At 36.1% G+C, this 15,494-nt stretch carries 16 protein-coding genes; 5 read left to right on the forward strand and 11 right to left on the reverse strand.

The window, feature by feature from the left end; translation table 11 throughout:
• Positions 1-143 precede the first annotated feature (143 nt).
• Positions 144-707, reverse strand: a complete 564-nt coding sequence (locus DDF69_RS17355; protein WP_114821888.1) for a Crp/Fnr family transcriptional regulator — start codon at positions 705-707, stop codon at positions 144-146.
• Between the two features lie 76 nt (positions 708-783).
• Here DDF69_RS17355 and DDF69_RS17360 point away from each other — a divergent pair, with 76 nt between their 5' ends.
• Positions 784-1,473 (forward strand): HAD family hydrolase, encoded by a 690-nt coding sequence (locus tag DDF69_RS17360; protein ID WP_114821889.1) that lies wholly within the window; start codon positions 784-786, stop codon positions 1,471-1,473.
• 136 nt (positions 1,474-1,609) lie between these two features.
• On the opposite strand, the gene DDF69_RS17365 is transcribed toward DDF69_RS17360, so the two are convergent.
• The 3 genes from DDF69_RS17365 to era form a co-directional block, all read right to left on the reverse strand.
• Entirely contained in the window at positions 1,610-4,012 is a 2,403-nt protein-coding gene (locus DDF69_RS17365; protein ID WP_114821890.1) for a prolyl oligopeptidase family serine peptidase, read from the reverse strand.
• 318 nt (positions 4,013-4,330) lie between these two features.
• Positions 4,331-4,759 carry a DoxX family protein gene (locus DDF69_RS17370; RefSeq protein WP_114821891.1) on the reverse strand — a complete coding sequence of 143 codons (429 nt, stop codon included), beginning with the start codon at positions 4,757-4,759 and terminating at the stop codon, positions 4,331-4,333.
• 68 nt (positions 4,760-4,827) lie between these two features.
• On the reverse strand, positions 4,828-5,703 hold the full coding sequence (gene era / locus DDF69_RS17375; RefSeq protein WP_062670247.1) for a GTPase Era: 876 nt from the start codon (positions 5,701-5,703) through the stop codon (positions 4,828-4,830).
• Positions 5,704-6,014: 311 nt separating this feature from the next.
• Here era and DDF69_RS17380 point away from each other — a divergent pair, with 311 nt between their 5' ends.
• The 3 genes from DDF69_RS17380 to DDF69_RS17390 all read left to right on the forward strand — a co-directional run bounded on the left by DDF69_RS17380 (position 6,015) and on the right by DDF69_RS17390 (position 7,994).
• Positions 6,015-6,578 (forward strand): Crp/Fnr family transcriptional regulator, encoded by a 564-nt coding sequence (locus tag DDF69_RS17380; protein ID WP_114821892.1) that lies wholly within the window; start codon positions 6,015-6,017, stop codon positions 6,576-6,578.
• A 232-nt stretch (positions 6,579-6,810) separates the two neighbouring features.
• Positions 6,811-7,143 carry a DMT family transporter gene (locus DDF69_RS17385; protein ID WP_089691156.1) on the forward strand — a complete coding sequence of 111 codons (333 nt, stop codon included), beginning with the start codon at positions 6,811-6,813 and terminating at the stop codon, positions 7,141-7,143.
• A 140-nt stretch (positions 7,144-7,283) separates the two neighbouring features.
• Entirely contained in the window at positions 7,284-7,994 is a 711-nt protein-coding gene (locus DDF69_RS17390) for a T9SS type A sorting domain-containing protein (protein ID WP_114821893.1), read from the forward strand.
• 57 nt (positions 7,995-8,051) lie between these two features.
• Here the strand turns inward: DDF69_RS17390 and DDF69_RS17395 are convergent, their stop codons facing one another.
• The 6 genes from DDF69_RS17395 to DDF69_RS17420 form a co-directional block, all read right to left on the reverse strand.
• A complete protein-coding gene (locus DDF69_RS17395; protein WP_114821894.1) occupies positions 8,052-8,819 on the reverse strand; it encodes a class I SAM-dependent methyltransferase in 768 nt (255 codons plus the stop codon).
• Positions 8,819-9,628, reverse strand: a complete 810-nt coding sequence (gene map, locus DDF69_RS17400) for a type I methionyl aminopeptidase (RefSeq protein ID WP_114821895.1) — start codon at positions 9,626-9,628, stop codon at positions 8,819-8,821. The genes DDF69_RS17395 and map overlap by 1 nt, the downstream gene beginning before the upstream one ends.
• 157 nt (positions 9,629-9,785) lie before the next feature.
• Positions 9,786-10,217, reverse strand: a complete 432-nt coding sequence (locus tag DDF69_RS17405; protein ID WP_034696738.1) for a BT0820 family HAD-type phosphatase — start codon at positions 10,215-10,217, stop codon at positions 9,786-9,788.
• A 99-nt stretch (positions 10,218-10,316) separates the two neighbouring features.
• Complete coding sequence (locus DDF69_RS17410) at positions 10,317-11,294, reverse strand: acyl-ACP desaturase (RefSeq protein ID WP_034696739.1); 978 nt, start codon at positions 11,292-11,294, stop codon at positions 10,317-10,319.
• A 150-nt stretch (positions 11,295-11,444) separates the two neighbouring features.
• A complete protein-coding gene (gene gpmI, locus DDF69_RS17415) occupies positions 11,445-12,986 on the reverse strand; it encodes a 2,3-bisphosphoglycerate-independent phosphoglycerate mutase (protein WP_114821896.1) in 1,542 nt (513 codons plus the stop codon).
• Between the two features lie 151 nt (positions 12,987-13,137).
• Positions 13,138-14,067 (reverse strand): DUF2268 domain-containing putative Zn-dependent protease, encoded by a 930-nt coding sequence (locus tag DDF69_RS17420; RefSeq protein ID WP_114821897.1) that lies wholly within the window; start codon positions 14,065-14,067, stop codon positions 13,138-13,140.
• A 165-nt stretch (positions 14,068-14,232) separates the two neighbouring features.
• Here DDF69_RS17420 and DDF69_RS17425 point away from each other — a divergent pair, with 165 nt between their 5' ends.
• Complete coding sequence (locus tag DDF69_RS17425) at positions 14,233-14,556, forward strand: translation initiation factor (protein WP_034696743.1); 324 nt, start codon at positions 14,233-14,235, stop codon at positions 14,554-14,556.
• 2 nt (positions 14,557-14,558) lie between these two features.
• Here the strand turns inward: DDF69_RS17425 and DDF69_RS17430 are convergent, their stop codons facing one another.
• Positions 14,559-15,458 carry a leucine-rich repeat domain-containing protein gene (locus DDF69_RS17430; RefSeq protein WP_114821898.1) on the reverse strand — a complete coding sequence of 300 codons (900 nt, stop codon included), beginning with the start codon at positions 15,456-15,458 and terminating at the stop codon, positions 14,559-14,561.
• Between the last annotated feature and the right edge of the window lie 36 nt (positions 15,459-15,494).

The raw sequence follows: 15,494 nt of genomic DNA on the forward strand, positions 1-15,494 counted from the left end.
ACGATTTTACCTCGCATAAAATTAAATTCTGATCATTTTATTGCTCGAGAATTATGCTGATTAAGATCGCTAGTGAAAAATCTGCGCAATCTCCTCAATCTGCGGGAAAAATTACCCTAATTCCATTAGCATATTCAACAAAATTATTTCAAATCTTTTAAAATTCTATTTAAACTTCTTACTGCAATTCCGAGATAGGCAGCCATATCTTCTTTGGAAATTTGAATATTTTGTTTAGACTGCATTTGAAGCAACTGTTTCAAAGTATGTTCTACCGTATAGAGTTGCTGATAGGATGCTCTGCTGGATGTATTAATAATCCGTTCTGCGAAAGACTCTAAAAGAAGATGGTTCAGCACAAGATCATTTTTAATCAAAGATTTAAAAGCAGGAATCTTTACAGCATATACGGTAACTTCCGAGAGTGCTTCAATGCTGCATAAGCAATTGATATTCTTGATAAGCTCCACTTCTCCTATTACCTCACCGCTTCCCAGAAATTCTACAATGTATTCTTTTCCATTCTCTTCCACGAAATAACATTTGACAATGCCTTCTTTAATCAGCATGACATGAGAAAGCTGATGATCCTGTACCAGTATTCTATCCCCTGCAGAGAAAGGTTTTACTATAATATCATCACTATCATTCTGCTTTTTATACAGTTCATCCAGATAGTTTAAAAATGTCCGATTCGTTCTTAGCATATTCACCCGGGACAAATGTCCTTTTCTTATTGACTTTTTATATTGAATTTTGCGGACAGAAAATTACAAAACAAAAATGAATAATCATATTACTACGATTGCCTTTGATGCAGATGACACGCTTTGGATCAACGAACCTTATTTTCAGGAAGCAGAAAAAGAATTCTGTATACTCCTTGAGAATTATCTTCCACAACATTCGGTATCACAGGAATTGTTTACAACAGAAATGCAGAATCTCCATCTGTATGGCTATGGAGTAAAAGGATTTATGCTGTGTATGATTGAAACCATCACTAGAGTTTCTAATAATACAGCTTCATTGGAATTAGTCAATAAAGCTATTATTCTTGGTCAGGAGCTTCTTCAGAAACCTATAGAATTATTGGATGGAGTTACCGAAACTCTTGAAAGTTTAAAAGGAAAATACAGACTGGTTGTGGCCACAAAAGGCGATTTGCTAGATCAGGAACGTAAACTGAAAAATTCAGGATTACAGGATTATTTTCATCATATTGAAATCATGAGTGACAAAAAAGAACACGACTACAAAAAGCTTTTGAAACATCTCGACTGCCAACCTGAAAACTTTCTGATGCTTGGAAATTCTATCAAATCTGATGTTCTGCCGGTATTAGAAATCGGTGGTTATGCTGCTCATATTCCTTATCATGTCACCTGGAGTCATGAACAGCATGATGTAAACCTTGAACATCCTAATTTTATAGAGCTTAAAAGTATTGATGAGATTTTGAAGCATCTTTAATTTTTAAAACCATTAAGTTTTATTAAGAGGATAAGATCATTAAGATGAGCTTCGCTTTAAGTTTTAATACAACTTCCTTATTATATTTTTTAATCAAAAAAAGAGACTGTTTATAGCAAACAGTCTCTTTTGTCATTTATTTCTTCAAACACTTTTCAAGGAACTGATCCTGTTCCCATAAAAGGTGTAAGATATTTTCTTTGGCCTGATAACCGTGGGCTTCTTTGGGAAGAAGAACCATTTTCACCGGAGCTCCAAGATTTTTCAGTGCCTGGAAGTATCTTTCCGTCTGCAATGTAAATGTTCCCGGATTATTATCTGCATCCCCATGAATCAGAAGAAGCGGTGTCTTCATTTTGTCTGCATGCATGAACGGAGACATTGTGTTGTAAATTTCCGGAACATCCCAATAATTTCTCTGCTCACTCTGGAATCCGAATGGTGTCAGCGTTCTGTTATAAGCACCACTTCTTGCAATTCCACAGGCAAAAAGGTTAGAATGGGTCAGAAGGTTTGCTGTCATAAATGCACCGTAGGAATGTCCTCCTACAGCCACTTTCTTTTTGTCGATATATCCTAAATGGTCTACCGCATCAATGGCAGCCGCTGCATTGGCTACGAGCTGAGGAATAAATGTATCATTAGGTTCTGTTTTTCCTTCTCCGATAATCGGGAAAGCAGCATCATCAAGAACAGCGTACCCTTTCGTCGTCCAGTATACAAAAGATCCGTAGTAAGGGAATGTAAAATCGTTAGGGTTTTGGGTATTCTGCCCTGCCGTATTTTTATCTTTATATTCTGTAGGATAAGCCCAAATTAACAGAGGAAGTTTCTCTTTTTTTGCTTTTCTGTCATAATTGGCAGGAAGATAAAGAGTTCCCGTTAACGTAACACCATCATTTCTTTTGTAAGTAATCACTTCTTTGTAAACATCTTTGATGCTTTCAAAAGGATTGGCAAAGTTGGTGACAGCTTCTGCTTTGCTGGATTTAATATTCTTTTTAAAGTAATTAGGATACAGGCTTGGTGACTGCTGAGTTGTAAGAATTTCACCTTTTGATGCATTAAGAATATCAATGATTTCTTCTTTACCATTTTTTAAATTCGAAGTGTAAAGTCTTTTCTTTTTCAGGGATTTTACATCCATTTCATCAATAAAAGGATGTTGTCCGTCTTTGGTAAACCCATCTCCTATCAGATAAGCTTTTCCACCTTTCATATCAATCACATATCTTCCGTATTGATTCTTCGTAGTGTTAAAGTTTCCGGGATCACTATAAACATCCTGGTAATTCCGGTCATCGAAAACTTTAGATTCTCCGTTGTTGAGATCCAGCAGATATGATTTTGTATTTCTTGTGTCATACCAGCCTTCAGAAACAATGGCATAATGATCATTAGTCCAGACTACGTCTCTATATCTTTGTTTTGTTTTGAAGAAGGATTTAGGAGATGCTGTAAACGGAGCTTCCCAGGTAAATATCTCATCTCTGAAATCTGCGCTTTTAGACTGATCTCCTCCATCCAAAGCTTCAGCAAAGGTAAGAGTGGCAGGAGCATCACTTCTCCATGCCATACTTCTTTTTCCGGTTCTTACAGAGGAGAATCCTTTTGGCATGATTTCATTCAAAGGAACATCATTTACTGTTTTTACAGTATTTCCTTTCATATCATAGACCAATGTTGCTGATGGAAATCTGCTGAGCGGCACTATGTAGGAGAATGGTTTTTTAATCACGGTAGCCAACAGGTAATTTCCGTCCGGAGAAAAACTTAAGCCGGCATACATATCCTGATCTTTCAGTTTCTTAAGATTTCCTGTAAGATCTACATTATAAATTTCAGAAGCAGTAAGGGTTTCAAAATTCTTTTCATCCTGAGGGTTCTTCAAAAGATCCTGATAGGTTCTGTTTTGAGAGACTTTACCATCAGCTGTAGAAACAATCGGACCTGTCGGAAGATCTTTGTCTGCATCTATAAGAGCGACTCTGTTTTGTGGAAGAGTTCTGATCAGAAAGTTTTGAGAGTCATTATACCAAATATAAGGCATTCCTAAGTTGGCGTTCAGATTATCGGCTGTAATTTTTTTGGCAGTTGCAGTTTCCATATCCACAATCCAAAGCTCCACTCCTTTAGCTGTTGTATTGGTAAATGCCAGTTTCTTTTCGTCCGGTGAAAAGGAGACGTAAGCAATTTTTGGATTGGAAGGCAGGTTTTTTACCTGAATCTCATTTTTATCATTGATCTTTCTAATCTTCAGATTATTTGAGTAGGTCATACTGCTTGAAATATTGGTTACCGGATTGATTCTCAGTCCGCCAAGTTTCATTTCATTCTGACTGAGATCTTCCAATGTTTTATATGTAGGGCGATAAGTAAACACTACCCAGTCTTTTTTACTGTTCATCAGAACACTTGGAGGTCTTTCATAATCTGCCAGTTTTAAAATCTCAGCAGAAGGTTTCTGATACGTAATATTTTCCTGTGCATCGTAAAAATTGAGAAATGCCAGAAGGCAAATAGTCAGTTTTATCTTCATATAAAATTCATTTTCTACGAATGTAGTGAATTTTAAAAGAATATTAACATTAAAATAAGACTCCTTTTGGTGTCATATTTATTTTTTGTTACATTGATCTTACAAATTAAAATAATATGAAAATTATCAAAGGTAAATTTAAAAAAGATCAACGGAGGAAGTGCTCCATTATGCGATTCAGGCTTTATGGCCTGCAGAGTAAGAGATGAAAACGGAGCCCTGATCTGGGAATGCTTACCTAACTGTAATTATTAATAACAGAAAAGGCACTCCATTTCCTGAAGTGCCTTGTTTATTTTATTTTATATTGTTGTAAACTTACCAATCTGAAGCTCTTTTTCTTCTTTCAATCATATGATCTACTGAAGCTTTTCCAGCTCCGATTACCATAAGCAAAAGATAAACGGAAAGATAGATAAGGCTCATTTCTCTTTTTTCGAATGGATCTGCTCCATGCACTACAAAACCTGCAATAATCATTGTAAAGATTAAAAATCCCAGAGCAACTCTTGTAAAAAGCCCCAATATGAGGAGTATTGAACAAACAAATTCAGCAAAAACCGTAAGGATCAATGACACCTGCGGTCCCAATCCCAGAAAATCAAAAAACTCGATTTTACCACCTGCCAGCAGCATCTGAAGTTTTGGAAAGCCATGAGAAAGCATGGCAAAACCTACAAACACTCTCACCACTAATAAAACAATATCTTTAGGTATTGAGCTTGAATTTGAATTATTATAGTTCATGTACTAAAAAATTTATACTAAGGTAGTAAAAAATCTTTTAATACAACGGGATTACAAGCTATTTTAGTCTATCTGTAACCGAAATTTTTAAGATCTCTATCGTTCTTTCGCCAGTCTTTTTTCACCTTTACAAAAAGGTTTAAATGAATTTTTTTGGTGAAAAACTTCTCAAGGTCTAATCTGGCTTCAGTTCCAACTTTTTTAATCGCTTCTCCTTTGTGCCCGATAATAATTCCTTTTTGGGTATCTCTTTCTACATAAATAATAGAGTCTATAAAGATAATTCCTTCTTTCTCCTTGAACTGTTCAGTCACAACTTCTACAGAGTAAGGAATCTCTTTATCATAGTTCAAAAGAATTTTCTCACGGATGGCCTCATTAACGAAAAATCTTTCAGGTTTATCTGTGTACTGGTCTTTATCGTAGTAAGGTGGATTCTCAGGAAGCAGAGATTTTATTTTAGGTAAAATAACTTCTGTATTGAAGGCATTCAATGCAGAGATAGGTAAAATTTCAGCCTTTGGAATTCTGGCATGCCAGTCTTCTACCAATTTTTCAAGACCTGCCTGGTCCGTCTGATCTACCTTATTTAGGAGAAGAAGTACAGGAACAGGGATTTTATTCAATTTATCAATTAAAAATTCTGATGGTTCTGCTTTATCGGTAACATCTACAATAAACAGGAAAACGTCAGCATCCTGCAAAGAGTCCTTTACAAAATCCATCATTTTCTCCTGCAGTCCGTATTTTGGATCCAATACTCCCGGAGTATCAGAAAATACAATCTGAAGATCATCTTCATTATAAATACCAAAAATTCTGTGGCGGGTTGTCTGAGCTTTCTGCGTTACAATCGCCAACTTCTCTCCCATCAATTGGTTAAGCAAGGTCGATTTTCCCGCATTGGGCTTTCCAACTATATTTACAAATCCAGCTTTGTGCATAAAAATAATATTACGAACTGCAAAGTTAGTAAAACAAAATTGGTCTTTACGGTTAATCTTGATTTTTAAAGAAAAAAGAGAGTTATATTGTGAAATACAGGATTGTAAAAGCTTAAACCACCCCGTCAAAAATTCTTTGAATTTTCGCCACCCCTCCAGAGGAGGGGAATTTTGCTCTTTCCTTTGTAATTTTGACGATAAATAAGTTGAATTCGGAATAATTTTATTACAATATTTCTAATAAAAAATATCTGATAATTTTGTATTGCATTACTTAAAACTGATATTTTTGACTATTAGAATTCATCTTTATGAATATAGACCAGATTCTTGATAAGGTTTACCTTCTTCCTGAGACCTCAAAAAACAGTTTAAAAGGGCATATCACCGAAGTTTCCCATCCTAAAGGCTTTTGTCTGATGGAAGCTGATAAAGTGATTCCTTATCTGTATTTTATAAGAAAAGGGATCGCACGCGCTTATTCTTCAACAGCTGACAATGATATTACTTTCTGGTTCGGAAGTGAGGGACAATGTATTCTCTCGATGAAAAGCTATGTAGAGGACAAACCTGGCTATGAAAGTATTGAGTTACTTGAAGACTGTGATCTGTACCGAATGGAAACGGAAAACCTAAGAAAACTGTTCAATGAAGATATCCATATTGCCAACTGGGGACGAAAGCTGGCAGAAGCAGAAATGATAAAATCTGAAGAACTGATTATTTCCAGGCAGTTCAAAACTTCTCTGGAACGTTATAAAGATATTATTAATTATCAGCCGGACTTACTTAAAAGAGTTCAGCTGGGGTATATTGCGTCGTATCTTGGGATTACTCAGGTAAGTTTGAGTAGAATACGGGCCGAAATCAAGTAGATTAAAAAATTCTTTGATCCTTAATTTATGTTTGGGCTAAAGCCAACGGAATGATCTTTTATATTATAAGCGGACTAAATTCCACTCCTATTGATCTGATGGCAGTCTCCTATTCAAATCCTCCAGCTTCCATCTTCCTTCCTTTACAACTATTCTCAATTTCATTTTTTAACAATTGTAAAATTTTTTCTCCTGTCAAATTCTGAAATTTGCAGTAGTAAAATTTTAAAAAATGAATTGGTTAATATTAGTTATCGCAGGATTATTTGAAGTTGCCTTCGCATCATGTCTGGGAAAGGCAAAAGAAACATCCGGAACTGAAATGTACCTTTGGTATGCAGGATTTCTGATCACAATGACAATCAGTATGCTTTTACTGATCAAAGCTACTCAAACTTTGCCTATTGGTACTGCTTATGCGGTATGGACGGGAATCGGAGCTGTGGGAACTGCCTTAATGGGAATTATATTCTTTAAGGATCCTGTAAGTTTCTGGAGAGTATTTTTTATTGTAACGCTTATTGGCTCTGTGGTAGGATTAAAGGCTGTTTCTTCCTCACATTAAAAAGCGCATAAATTTCTATCTATATTTAAAAATGGGAACCGTCTTCGTACTGAAGGCGGTTTTTTAAATCATTTTCAGGTTTTGATTTATTTGACAAGAAAAAGAAATTCTTTTATATCTTTACCGGAAACTTTTAATCTATGAAAAAAATTCTATTCCTTTTAGCAGGTGGTTTACTGACTGCCCAGCAAACCTCCGAATTGCTTTCCAACAACTGGTATATTTCCAAAATGGTAACAAGCAGCGGGCAGACTACCAATACACCTTTAATAGATAACGGAGTTCCCGCGACTACATTTAATTCGGCGGGAGGAACGAGCTATGTTATTAATTCCAGATATTACAACACTTCTATGATGGGTTTCGGGATTATGCCCGGAAGCAACAATCTGATCAAAACGTCAAACGCATGTACTCTTTTGTTCTATAACGGAGGAAATGCAGCGCCTGTGCGTGCCTATGATCAGAAAAACTGTGACATTTATGGCTTAGGAGCTTACGCCTCAATATACAGTTATCAGATCACAACCAACGGAAGTGTAAAGACTTTGGTGATTACAGATCCTTCGGGAAATAAAATCTACTATAACAATACTGACCAATTGAGCACTAAAGAAGCTGCTGCAGTAACGAAAAATTTCAAAGCATACCCTAACCCTGTAAAAGAAATTTTGCATCTTGAAAATATTGAGAAAAACCTTCCTCTTAAGATCTACGATTTGTCAGGAAAACTGGTGTTTGAAACCACAACTAACGGCAACAAAACATCACTTGATACTAGCAGTTTACAGAAAGGGCAATATATTGTAACGATAGAAAATTATAAGTCCTATCCTTTTGTCAAAGAATAAAAACAGAATATTTCATATATATAAAAAACCGTTTCAGTTATTGAAACGGTTTTTATCTTATTTTTTATAAACTACAGGTAAGATTTCATTATGTCTTATCCCGAATTTTTTTATTTCTTCTTCAGAGAATTTCTGTGAATAGAAGTTGGGGTCTATTTCGAAGCCTGCTTTTCTTAAGCGGTCAAAATAATCCATTCCATACCAACGAACATGATCGTACTGTCCGAAATGTTTCTGACGTTCTTTTGGGTCTTTTATCGTGAAGTCTTCGTAGGTTTTCTCCAACGAATTTTTCATCGGAACCTGAAGAATTCCCCATCCGCCAGGTTTCATTACCCTGTACAGCTCGCTCATTGCTTTGGCATCGTCTTCAATATGTTCCAGCACATGATTACAGAAAATGATATCAAAACTGTCATTTTCGAAAGGTAAATCCAGAATATCAGCTTTCACATCTACAATGGGAGAATAGAGGTCTGCTGAAATATAATTCAGGTTGCTCATTCTCTTGAACTTTCTCAAAAATTCCTGTTCGGGAGCAATATGCAGCACTTTATAATTTTTAATAAAAAAATCGGTTTCGTTCTGAAGATACAGCCACATCTGGCGGTGTCTTTCCAAACTCAACGTTCCGGGAGAAAGTGCATTTTCTCTTTGTTTTCCATATCCGTAGGGAAGGAATTTTCTGTAAGATCTTCCATCAATAGGATCAAAAAATTTGTCACCTTTGAAAAACTGATAAATAAGCGGTCTTGCCCAGATGCTCATTTTAATAAGCATAGGGCGTGGAATTTTATTCAGTAAAAGCTTCGTTACCTTTTTCATTAAAAATCCAGTTGGAACTGCTTTTCTTCATCACTTACAATCCCTAAAGCTTCGTATACATAATCAAATGTAGAAAGCAATACCGGCTTACCATTGATCACTGCTACATCATGCTCGAAGTGAGCAGATGGCATATTATCTAAAGTAGTTACTGTCCAGCCATCATTATGGAACTTTACTTTTTCAGTTCCCATGTTAACCATCGGCTCGATTGCAATGGCTAAACCATCTTTAATTACTTTTCCGCTTCCTTGTCTTCCATAGTTAGGAACTTGTGGATCTTCGTGCATTTTTCTACCCAATCCGTGTCCTACAAGCTCTCTTACTACTCCATATCCTTCTTTTTCACAATGTGTCTGGATGGCATGGGAGATATCTCCAATTCTTTTTCCTCTGACAACCTGCTCAATTCCTTTGTATAAAGATTCCTTGGTAACCTGCAATAATTTTTTAACCTCAGGTTTTACTTCCCCGATTTCAAAAGTATAGGCATGATCTCCTACGAAACCGTTAAGAATAACTCCACAGTCTACAGAAAGAACATCTCCTTCTTTCACTACATCTTTGTTTGGGAAACCATGAACTACCTGCTCATTCGGAGAGATACAAAGAGAGTTTGGAAATCCTCCGTATCCTAAGAATGCGGGTTCAGCACCATGATCTTTAATAAAATCATGAGCCAGTTTATCTAAATATAAGGTAGTAATCCCCGGTTTAATTTCTTTTGCCAACATTCCCAATGTTTTAGAAACCAGTCGGGCACTCTCCTTCATCAGACGTAATTCGTCTATCGTTTTTAATTGAATCATTGTTGTATAGATGTTAGATATTAGATGTCAGAAGCCAGCGTTATGCTTATTTTTACTTCCCATCATCTACTGAACTTTCTCCTATAAATTATAAAAGACCAAAAGCACTTGATATTAAAAAACTAACCTCTAATAGCAGGCTTCTAATTTCTATATTTTACCAAAAAAGTCCTTTTTTCTTTTCTTTTTTAAGTTTTGAATAAGCAAGAACTTCTTTTCCTTCAACGCGGAATTCTATTCTTTCCTGAATGATGTTGTAAATTTCGCCCCATCCCGGAAATCCTCCTAAGTTTCTGTCATCAATAAACCAATCTGCATCTAATTTTCTGGACTGATTTTCAGGATCAAAAACTTCTCCTTCAAAACTTGAGTTCACAGAATAGAATTCTATTCCATTTTTTTTACAAAATTCTACTGCTTCATCTAACGTTTTTCCGTGTCTGTAAGTCCAAAGTATCAATCTGAATCCTTCAGACTGAAGTCTTTTCAAAGTTTCGAATGCAAAAGTTTTCGGTTTTCCAATGGCCGGGTAAGCATCATCAACAATAGTCCCGTCAAAGTCAACAGCAATCTTTTTATTATTTAACATTTTGTTCTTTTTTTAGCTTTGCAAAGATAAGAAATAAAAAGAGTGCCAAAAAGAAAGGCACTCAATACTTTTATATTTTAAATAATAATAAAGATCTTATTAGCTTTTTACCCAGCTAAACTGGAACTGAAGATCCGGAGTAGAAACTCTGTCTGTGATCTTCTGCAGCCTTGCAGGAAGCTTCATCAGGTATTCCTGAGCTTTTTCTGCTTTTTCTGTAAGTCCTTTTACGTGCTCAATTTTCCATTCATCTAAAAGGTCTTTCATAATATTGATATAATCCTGACCTGTGTAGACCATACATCTTTGTGCTGCATCTGAGAAATGGCCCCAAAGTTCACCCGCTTTCTGTCCGGATTGTCTCATTAAGTGAGCAGGCATTACAATTTTCTTACGCATCATATCTTCAAAGGCAAGAATCATTTCTGAAGGGTCAACTTCAAGGATTTTTGCTACGAAATGTTTGTATGCTTTAGCATGTCTTGCTTCGTCTGCAGCAATAACCCCGCACATTTTTGCTAATTTTCCGTTTCCGGATTGTTTTGCCAATGTTCCAACTCTTCTGTGAGAGATATTGGTAGCGGTTTCCTGGAAGCTTGTATAAATGAAGTTTCTGTAGGGGTCCATACTTGTTCCCAGATCGAATCCGTCATTAATAAGGTATTGAGTCGTGATTTCCACTTCTCTCATGTTTACTCTTCCACACAGATAAAGATATTTGTTTAATAAATCTCCGTGTCTGTTTTCCTCAGCAGTCCATGCTCTTACCCAGTTGGCCCAGCCTACTTTTTCTTCCTGATTGATTCCGTCAACACCCATCAACCAGGACTCATAAGAAGGAAGTGCTTCTTCTGTGATACAGTCACCGATTAATGTTACAAAGAGATCGTAAGGCATTTCACGGGCAAAAGTCTGAATTTCTTCTAAGTCGTGTTTAAACTCATCGCTTGAAGGATCTGGTAAATAATCGGAAGGCTGCCAGATTTTTTCAATTGGCGTTAAAAATTTATCAAGAAAAGAACCTACTTCCTTTTCCAATAATCCCATTACTTCTTTCCTAACAAGCTTTTGATACATTTTACTATTCAGTTTTAATTTACAAAGATATGATTTATTTATTATTTAACGCATAATAAAGTATGCAAGTCATACCTTATCTGACATAAATCATAAAAAAAATGCCGCTACAAAAGCATAACGGCATTTTTTTAACAATATTATTGAATATTAATTAACCAAAACTTCTCCAGTCATTGCATCCGGTATTTCAACACCCATTACTTTAAGGATTGTAGGGGCTACATCACCCAGTTTTCCTGGTTTTAAATTCCATGTGTGGTCTTTATCCATAACGATAAAAGGAACCAGATTTGTAGAGTGCTGAGTATTTGGAGTTCCGTCCGGATTGATCATTACATCCGAGTTTCCGTGATCGGCAAGAATGAAAACAGCATATCCGTTTTCATAGGCAGCTGTAGCTACTTTTTCAATGCACTGATCTACCACCTCAGCGGCTTTTACAGCGGCTTCAAAAACACCTGTGTGTCCAACCATATCTGTATTGGCGAAATTCAAACAAACAAAATCAGCCGTTCCCTGCTCCAGTTCTGGCACGATAGCATTAGTAATATCATAGGCTGACATTTCCGGCTTCAGGTCATAGGTAGGAACGTCTTTCGGACTTGGGCAAAGAAGCCTTCTTTCTCCTGCAAATTCCTCCTCTCTTCCTCCTGAGAAGAAGAAAGTAACGTGCGGATATTTCTCTGTTTCTGCAATTCTGATCTGGGTTTTTCCATTTTTTTCAAGAATTTCGCCCATGGTTTCCGTCAGTACATTTTCATCAAAAACAACCTGTACATTCTGGAATGTTTTATCATAGTTTGTTAATGTGATGTAATACAGGTTCAGTTTCTTCATTCCAAATTCCGGGAAATCTTTCTGTGAAAGAACTTCTGTAATTTCTCTTCCTCTGTCTGTACGGAAATTGAAGCAGATCACCACATCATCTTCAATGATTCTTGCTACCGGTACTACATTTCCTGTAGCGGTAGTATTCATTAAAATAATAGGCTTCAGGAACTCATCGGTTACATTATTATCATAATACATCTTGATTGTTGCCAAAGCATCCGTTGTCTGTTCTCCTATCCCTTCTACAAGGGCACCGTACGCTAATTTTACGCGTTCCCATCTTTTATCTCTGTCCATGGCATAGTATCTTCCTACCACTGTTGCCAGCTTTCCGGTAGTGGCATCCATATGCTTCTGAAGTTCATCGATAAATCCTAATCCTGAATGCGGATCGCAGTCTCTACCATCGGTAAACGCATGAACAAAAACGTTCTCATTCAATCCGAATTCTTTTGCAGCGGTCAGTAATCCTTTTAAGTGATTGATATGGGAATGTACACCTCCATTGGAAACCAATCCGATAAAGTGTATTTTTTTATTTTCTCTTTTAGCATATTCAAAAGCATCCTGGATCACTTTTTCCTGCCCTAATGTTCCGTTTTCAACAGCCATATTCAGTTTTACCAGGTTTTGGTAAACGACTCTTCCGGCTCCCAGGTTCATGTGTCCCACTTCAGAATTTCCCATCTGTCCTGCTGGTAAACCTACAGCCAATCCACTTGCTTCAAGCGTAGTATGGGGAAATCTTTGGTAACAGCTGTCTATGAATGGTGTATTTGCTTTATCTATTGCAGAAACGTTGGGGTTTGTTCCCAATCCCCATCCGTCAAGAATGGCCAATATTGCTTTTTTCGACATTTTGTAAAACTTTTGTTAGACAAATTTACCTAATTTCCTATGAATAGAAGAATTTGAAGACTCGAATTTTATGGATTACTGATGATCAATTGATTGCTTTTGAAATTTTAACCTTGTCAAGGTTAATAATAATTACCCGCATTAATCCATTTTATTCTTTAAAAAAATCTTCGAATTTTATGTTTTTTTGCTTTGCATATTCTCTGATATACTGATCCAGAAAGCCACTCTCCTTAAGAAACAGAAGAGGATTCTGAATATGTAAGATATCGTCAATAGCTTTATGCTTATCTGACTGTTTATTAAAATAGGCCTCAGAAATCTTATATCCCATCCAATAGCCCAGATCGTTAGGCCTGTTATCTTTTTTACTGGTTCCGTACAGCCAGTCTGTAGGATCATTCTTCTTTAATACAGTTACAAATTCTTTATACAGTTTATCAGCATGGGCCTCTCCATATTGATAAAACGGGCTGTTATTGGTTTCTCCAGACACCAATTCACTGATAAAATCGGCACTTCCTTCGCTTAATGTGTATTTTAAAAGGTTATCAGTTCCTTTGATATCCTGTTGGAAATGAATCGTCTCATGGGAAACAAGTCCTGCAATACCATCCAGATTTTGAAGAGTTTCTGTACCGATCATAATTCCGTCTTTAGAAAATGTTCCTCCTGTATTAAACCTTCCGTATACAAAATATATTGGTGGAAATTTTGCCTGTGGATACCAGTATTTCAATGCGCTGTAAACAGCCCTGATTCTTTTTTCTTTCTGGTTGATTCCTGCCAGAACATGACGGCTTTTCAGATAGTCGTCTTTTCTCTTTTTCACCATGATATACAAAGAATCAGCATTGATTATGCGGTATTCCATAAAACCTTTTACGCCTTGAGATCCGTTGTTGATATAATCTCTAAAAGGGTTTTCTTTTGAGACATCCATTTTATCAAATGCTTTCCAGAACCGGTCTGTATCTTTAGTTTCGAAAACTGCGTTCAGGGGATCGGTGGAGAAATTTGTCTGTGCTTTTATAATTCCGGAAGCTAGAAGAAGACATGTAAAGATGTATCTGGTTTTCATATTAGTTTTTAAAGATATCTTATCAAACGGTTAAAAATATAAAAACTTATACAGAATCGAAATTAACTTGTATCAAATTTTTTGTGACCTTGACAGGGTTAAAAAAATTAAAATTTCGTTGATTATTCCCCTTCATTAATCAGTAAATCTTTTTAATTTTGCAGTATGGATTTACGAGATCAATTGAAGAATCTTTTTCCTGATCATGAAGAGCAGGATTTTGAGATGCCTGAAGAGCAATTCAAGCAGAAAGAGCCTTTGGTATGCAAATTTGAGAAAAAAGGAAGAAACGGTAAGCCTGTAACGATTGTTGAAGGCTGGGAAGGCAGTGAGGAAGACCTGAAAAAAATCTCAAAAAAAATAAAAACCACCTTGGGTATAGGCGGCTCTGAGAAGGATGGAACGATTATCATTCAAGGGGATAACCGTGATAAAATCATGAATATCCTTAAAGAAATGGGCTATAAAACCAAACGTGTTGGCGGATAGTTCTAGAAATAGATCTGGGTTCCCGACAGTAAGGTTTTTAAGTTTTCAATGGTAGATTTTTCTATAGGATTTCCTGTAAGAATCAATGTTTTCAGATTTTTAAGCTGTTTGATTTCTACAGGAATGTCTTTCAGATTATTGTTGGCCAGATTCATGCTGACAATATTTTTCAGCCCTTTTACTTTGGGCGATATTTCTGTGATATTATTTCCACTTACATTCAAAAATTCCAGATTCTTTGCTTTGAAAAGGTTTTCCGGAAGTTTCATAATAGCATTCTGTTGCAGTTCAAGATATTTTAAATTGTCAGGAAAAGACAAATTCCCAAGGTCATTGATCTGATTATCTGAAAGGTTGAGAAATTTCAGGTTTTTGATCTGATTAAGTCTGTCTGCAATAAAGCTGATCTGGTTTCCCTGAAGGTTTATTTCTTCCAGTGTGGGAATTTCCATAAGGGCTTCGGGAAAAGTGTTCAGATTATTGGCGTCAAAATGTACCACTTTAAGGTTCTGAAGTTTTGCAAGATTAGGATTAATACTTGTCAAACTGTTCAGATTCATTGAAAAAGTAGTCAGTTTCTTCAGATTGCTTACCTCATCCGGAATATATTTAATGCTGTTTTCATTCACATTTAAAATTTCCAGTTCTTTTAAGGTAAAGAGCTCATGATCCATTTTCTCAAGCTTATTGGCCATGATATTCAAAAAGAACAATGAATTCAGTTTTACGATCTGAGGAGGAATATTAAAAAGACCTTTCTCTCTGAAACTCATGCTGTAAACCGTTTTATCACTCCTTAAAGCCTCTTCAATATTGGTAAAAGTGGGATATTTCACCGGATCAATCTGTGCTTTGATCTGAGAAAGTGAGAGGATGGAAATCAATAAGAAAAGCTTTTTCATAAAAATAAAAGGTCTGCCAGCAACCCAAGCTGCCGA

The sequence above is a fragment of the Chryseobacterium sp. KLBC 52 genome, from assembly GCF_003347605.1.
In the GTDB taxonomy this organism is placed as follows: Bacteria; Bacteroidota; Bacteroidia; order Flavobacteriales; family Weeksellaceae; genus Chryseobacterium.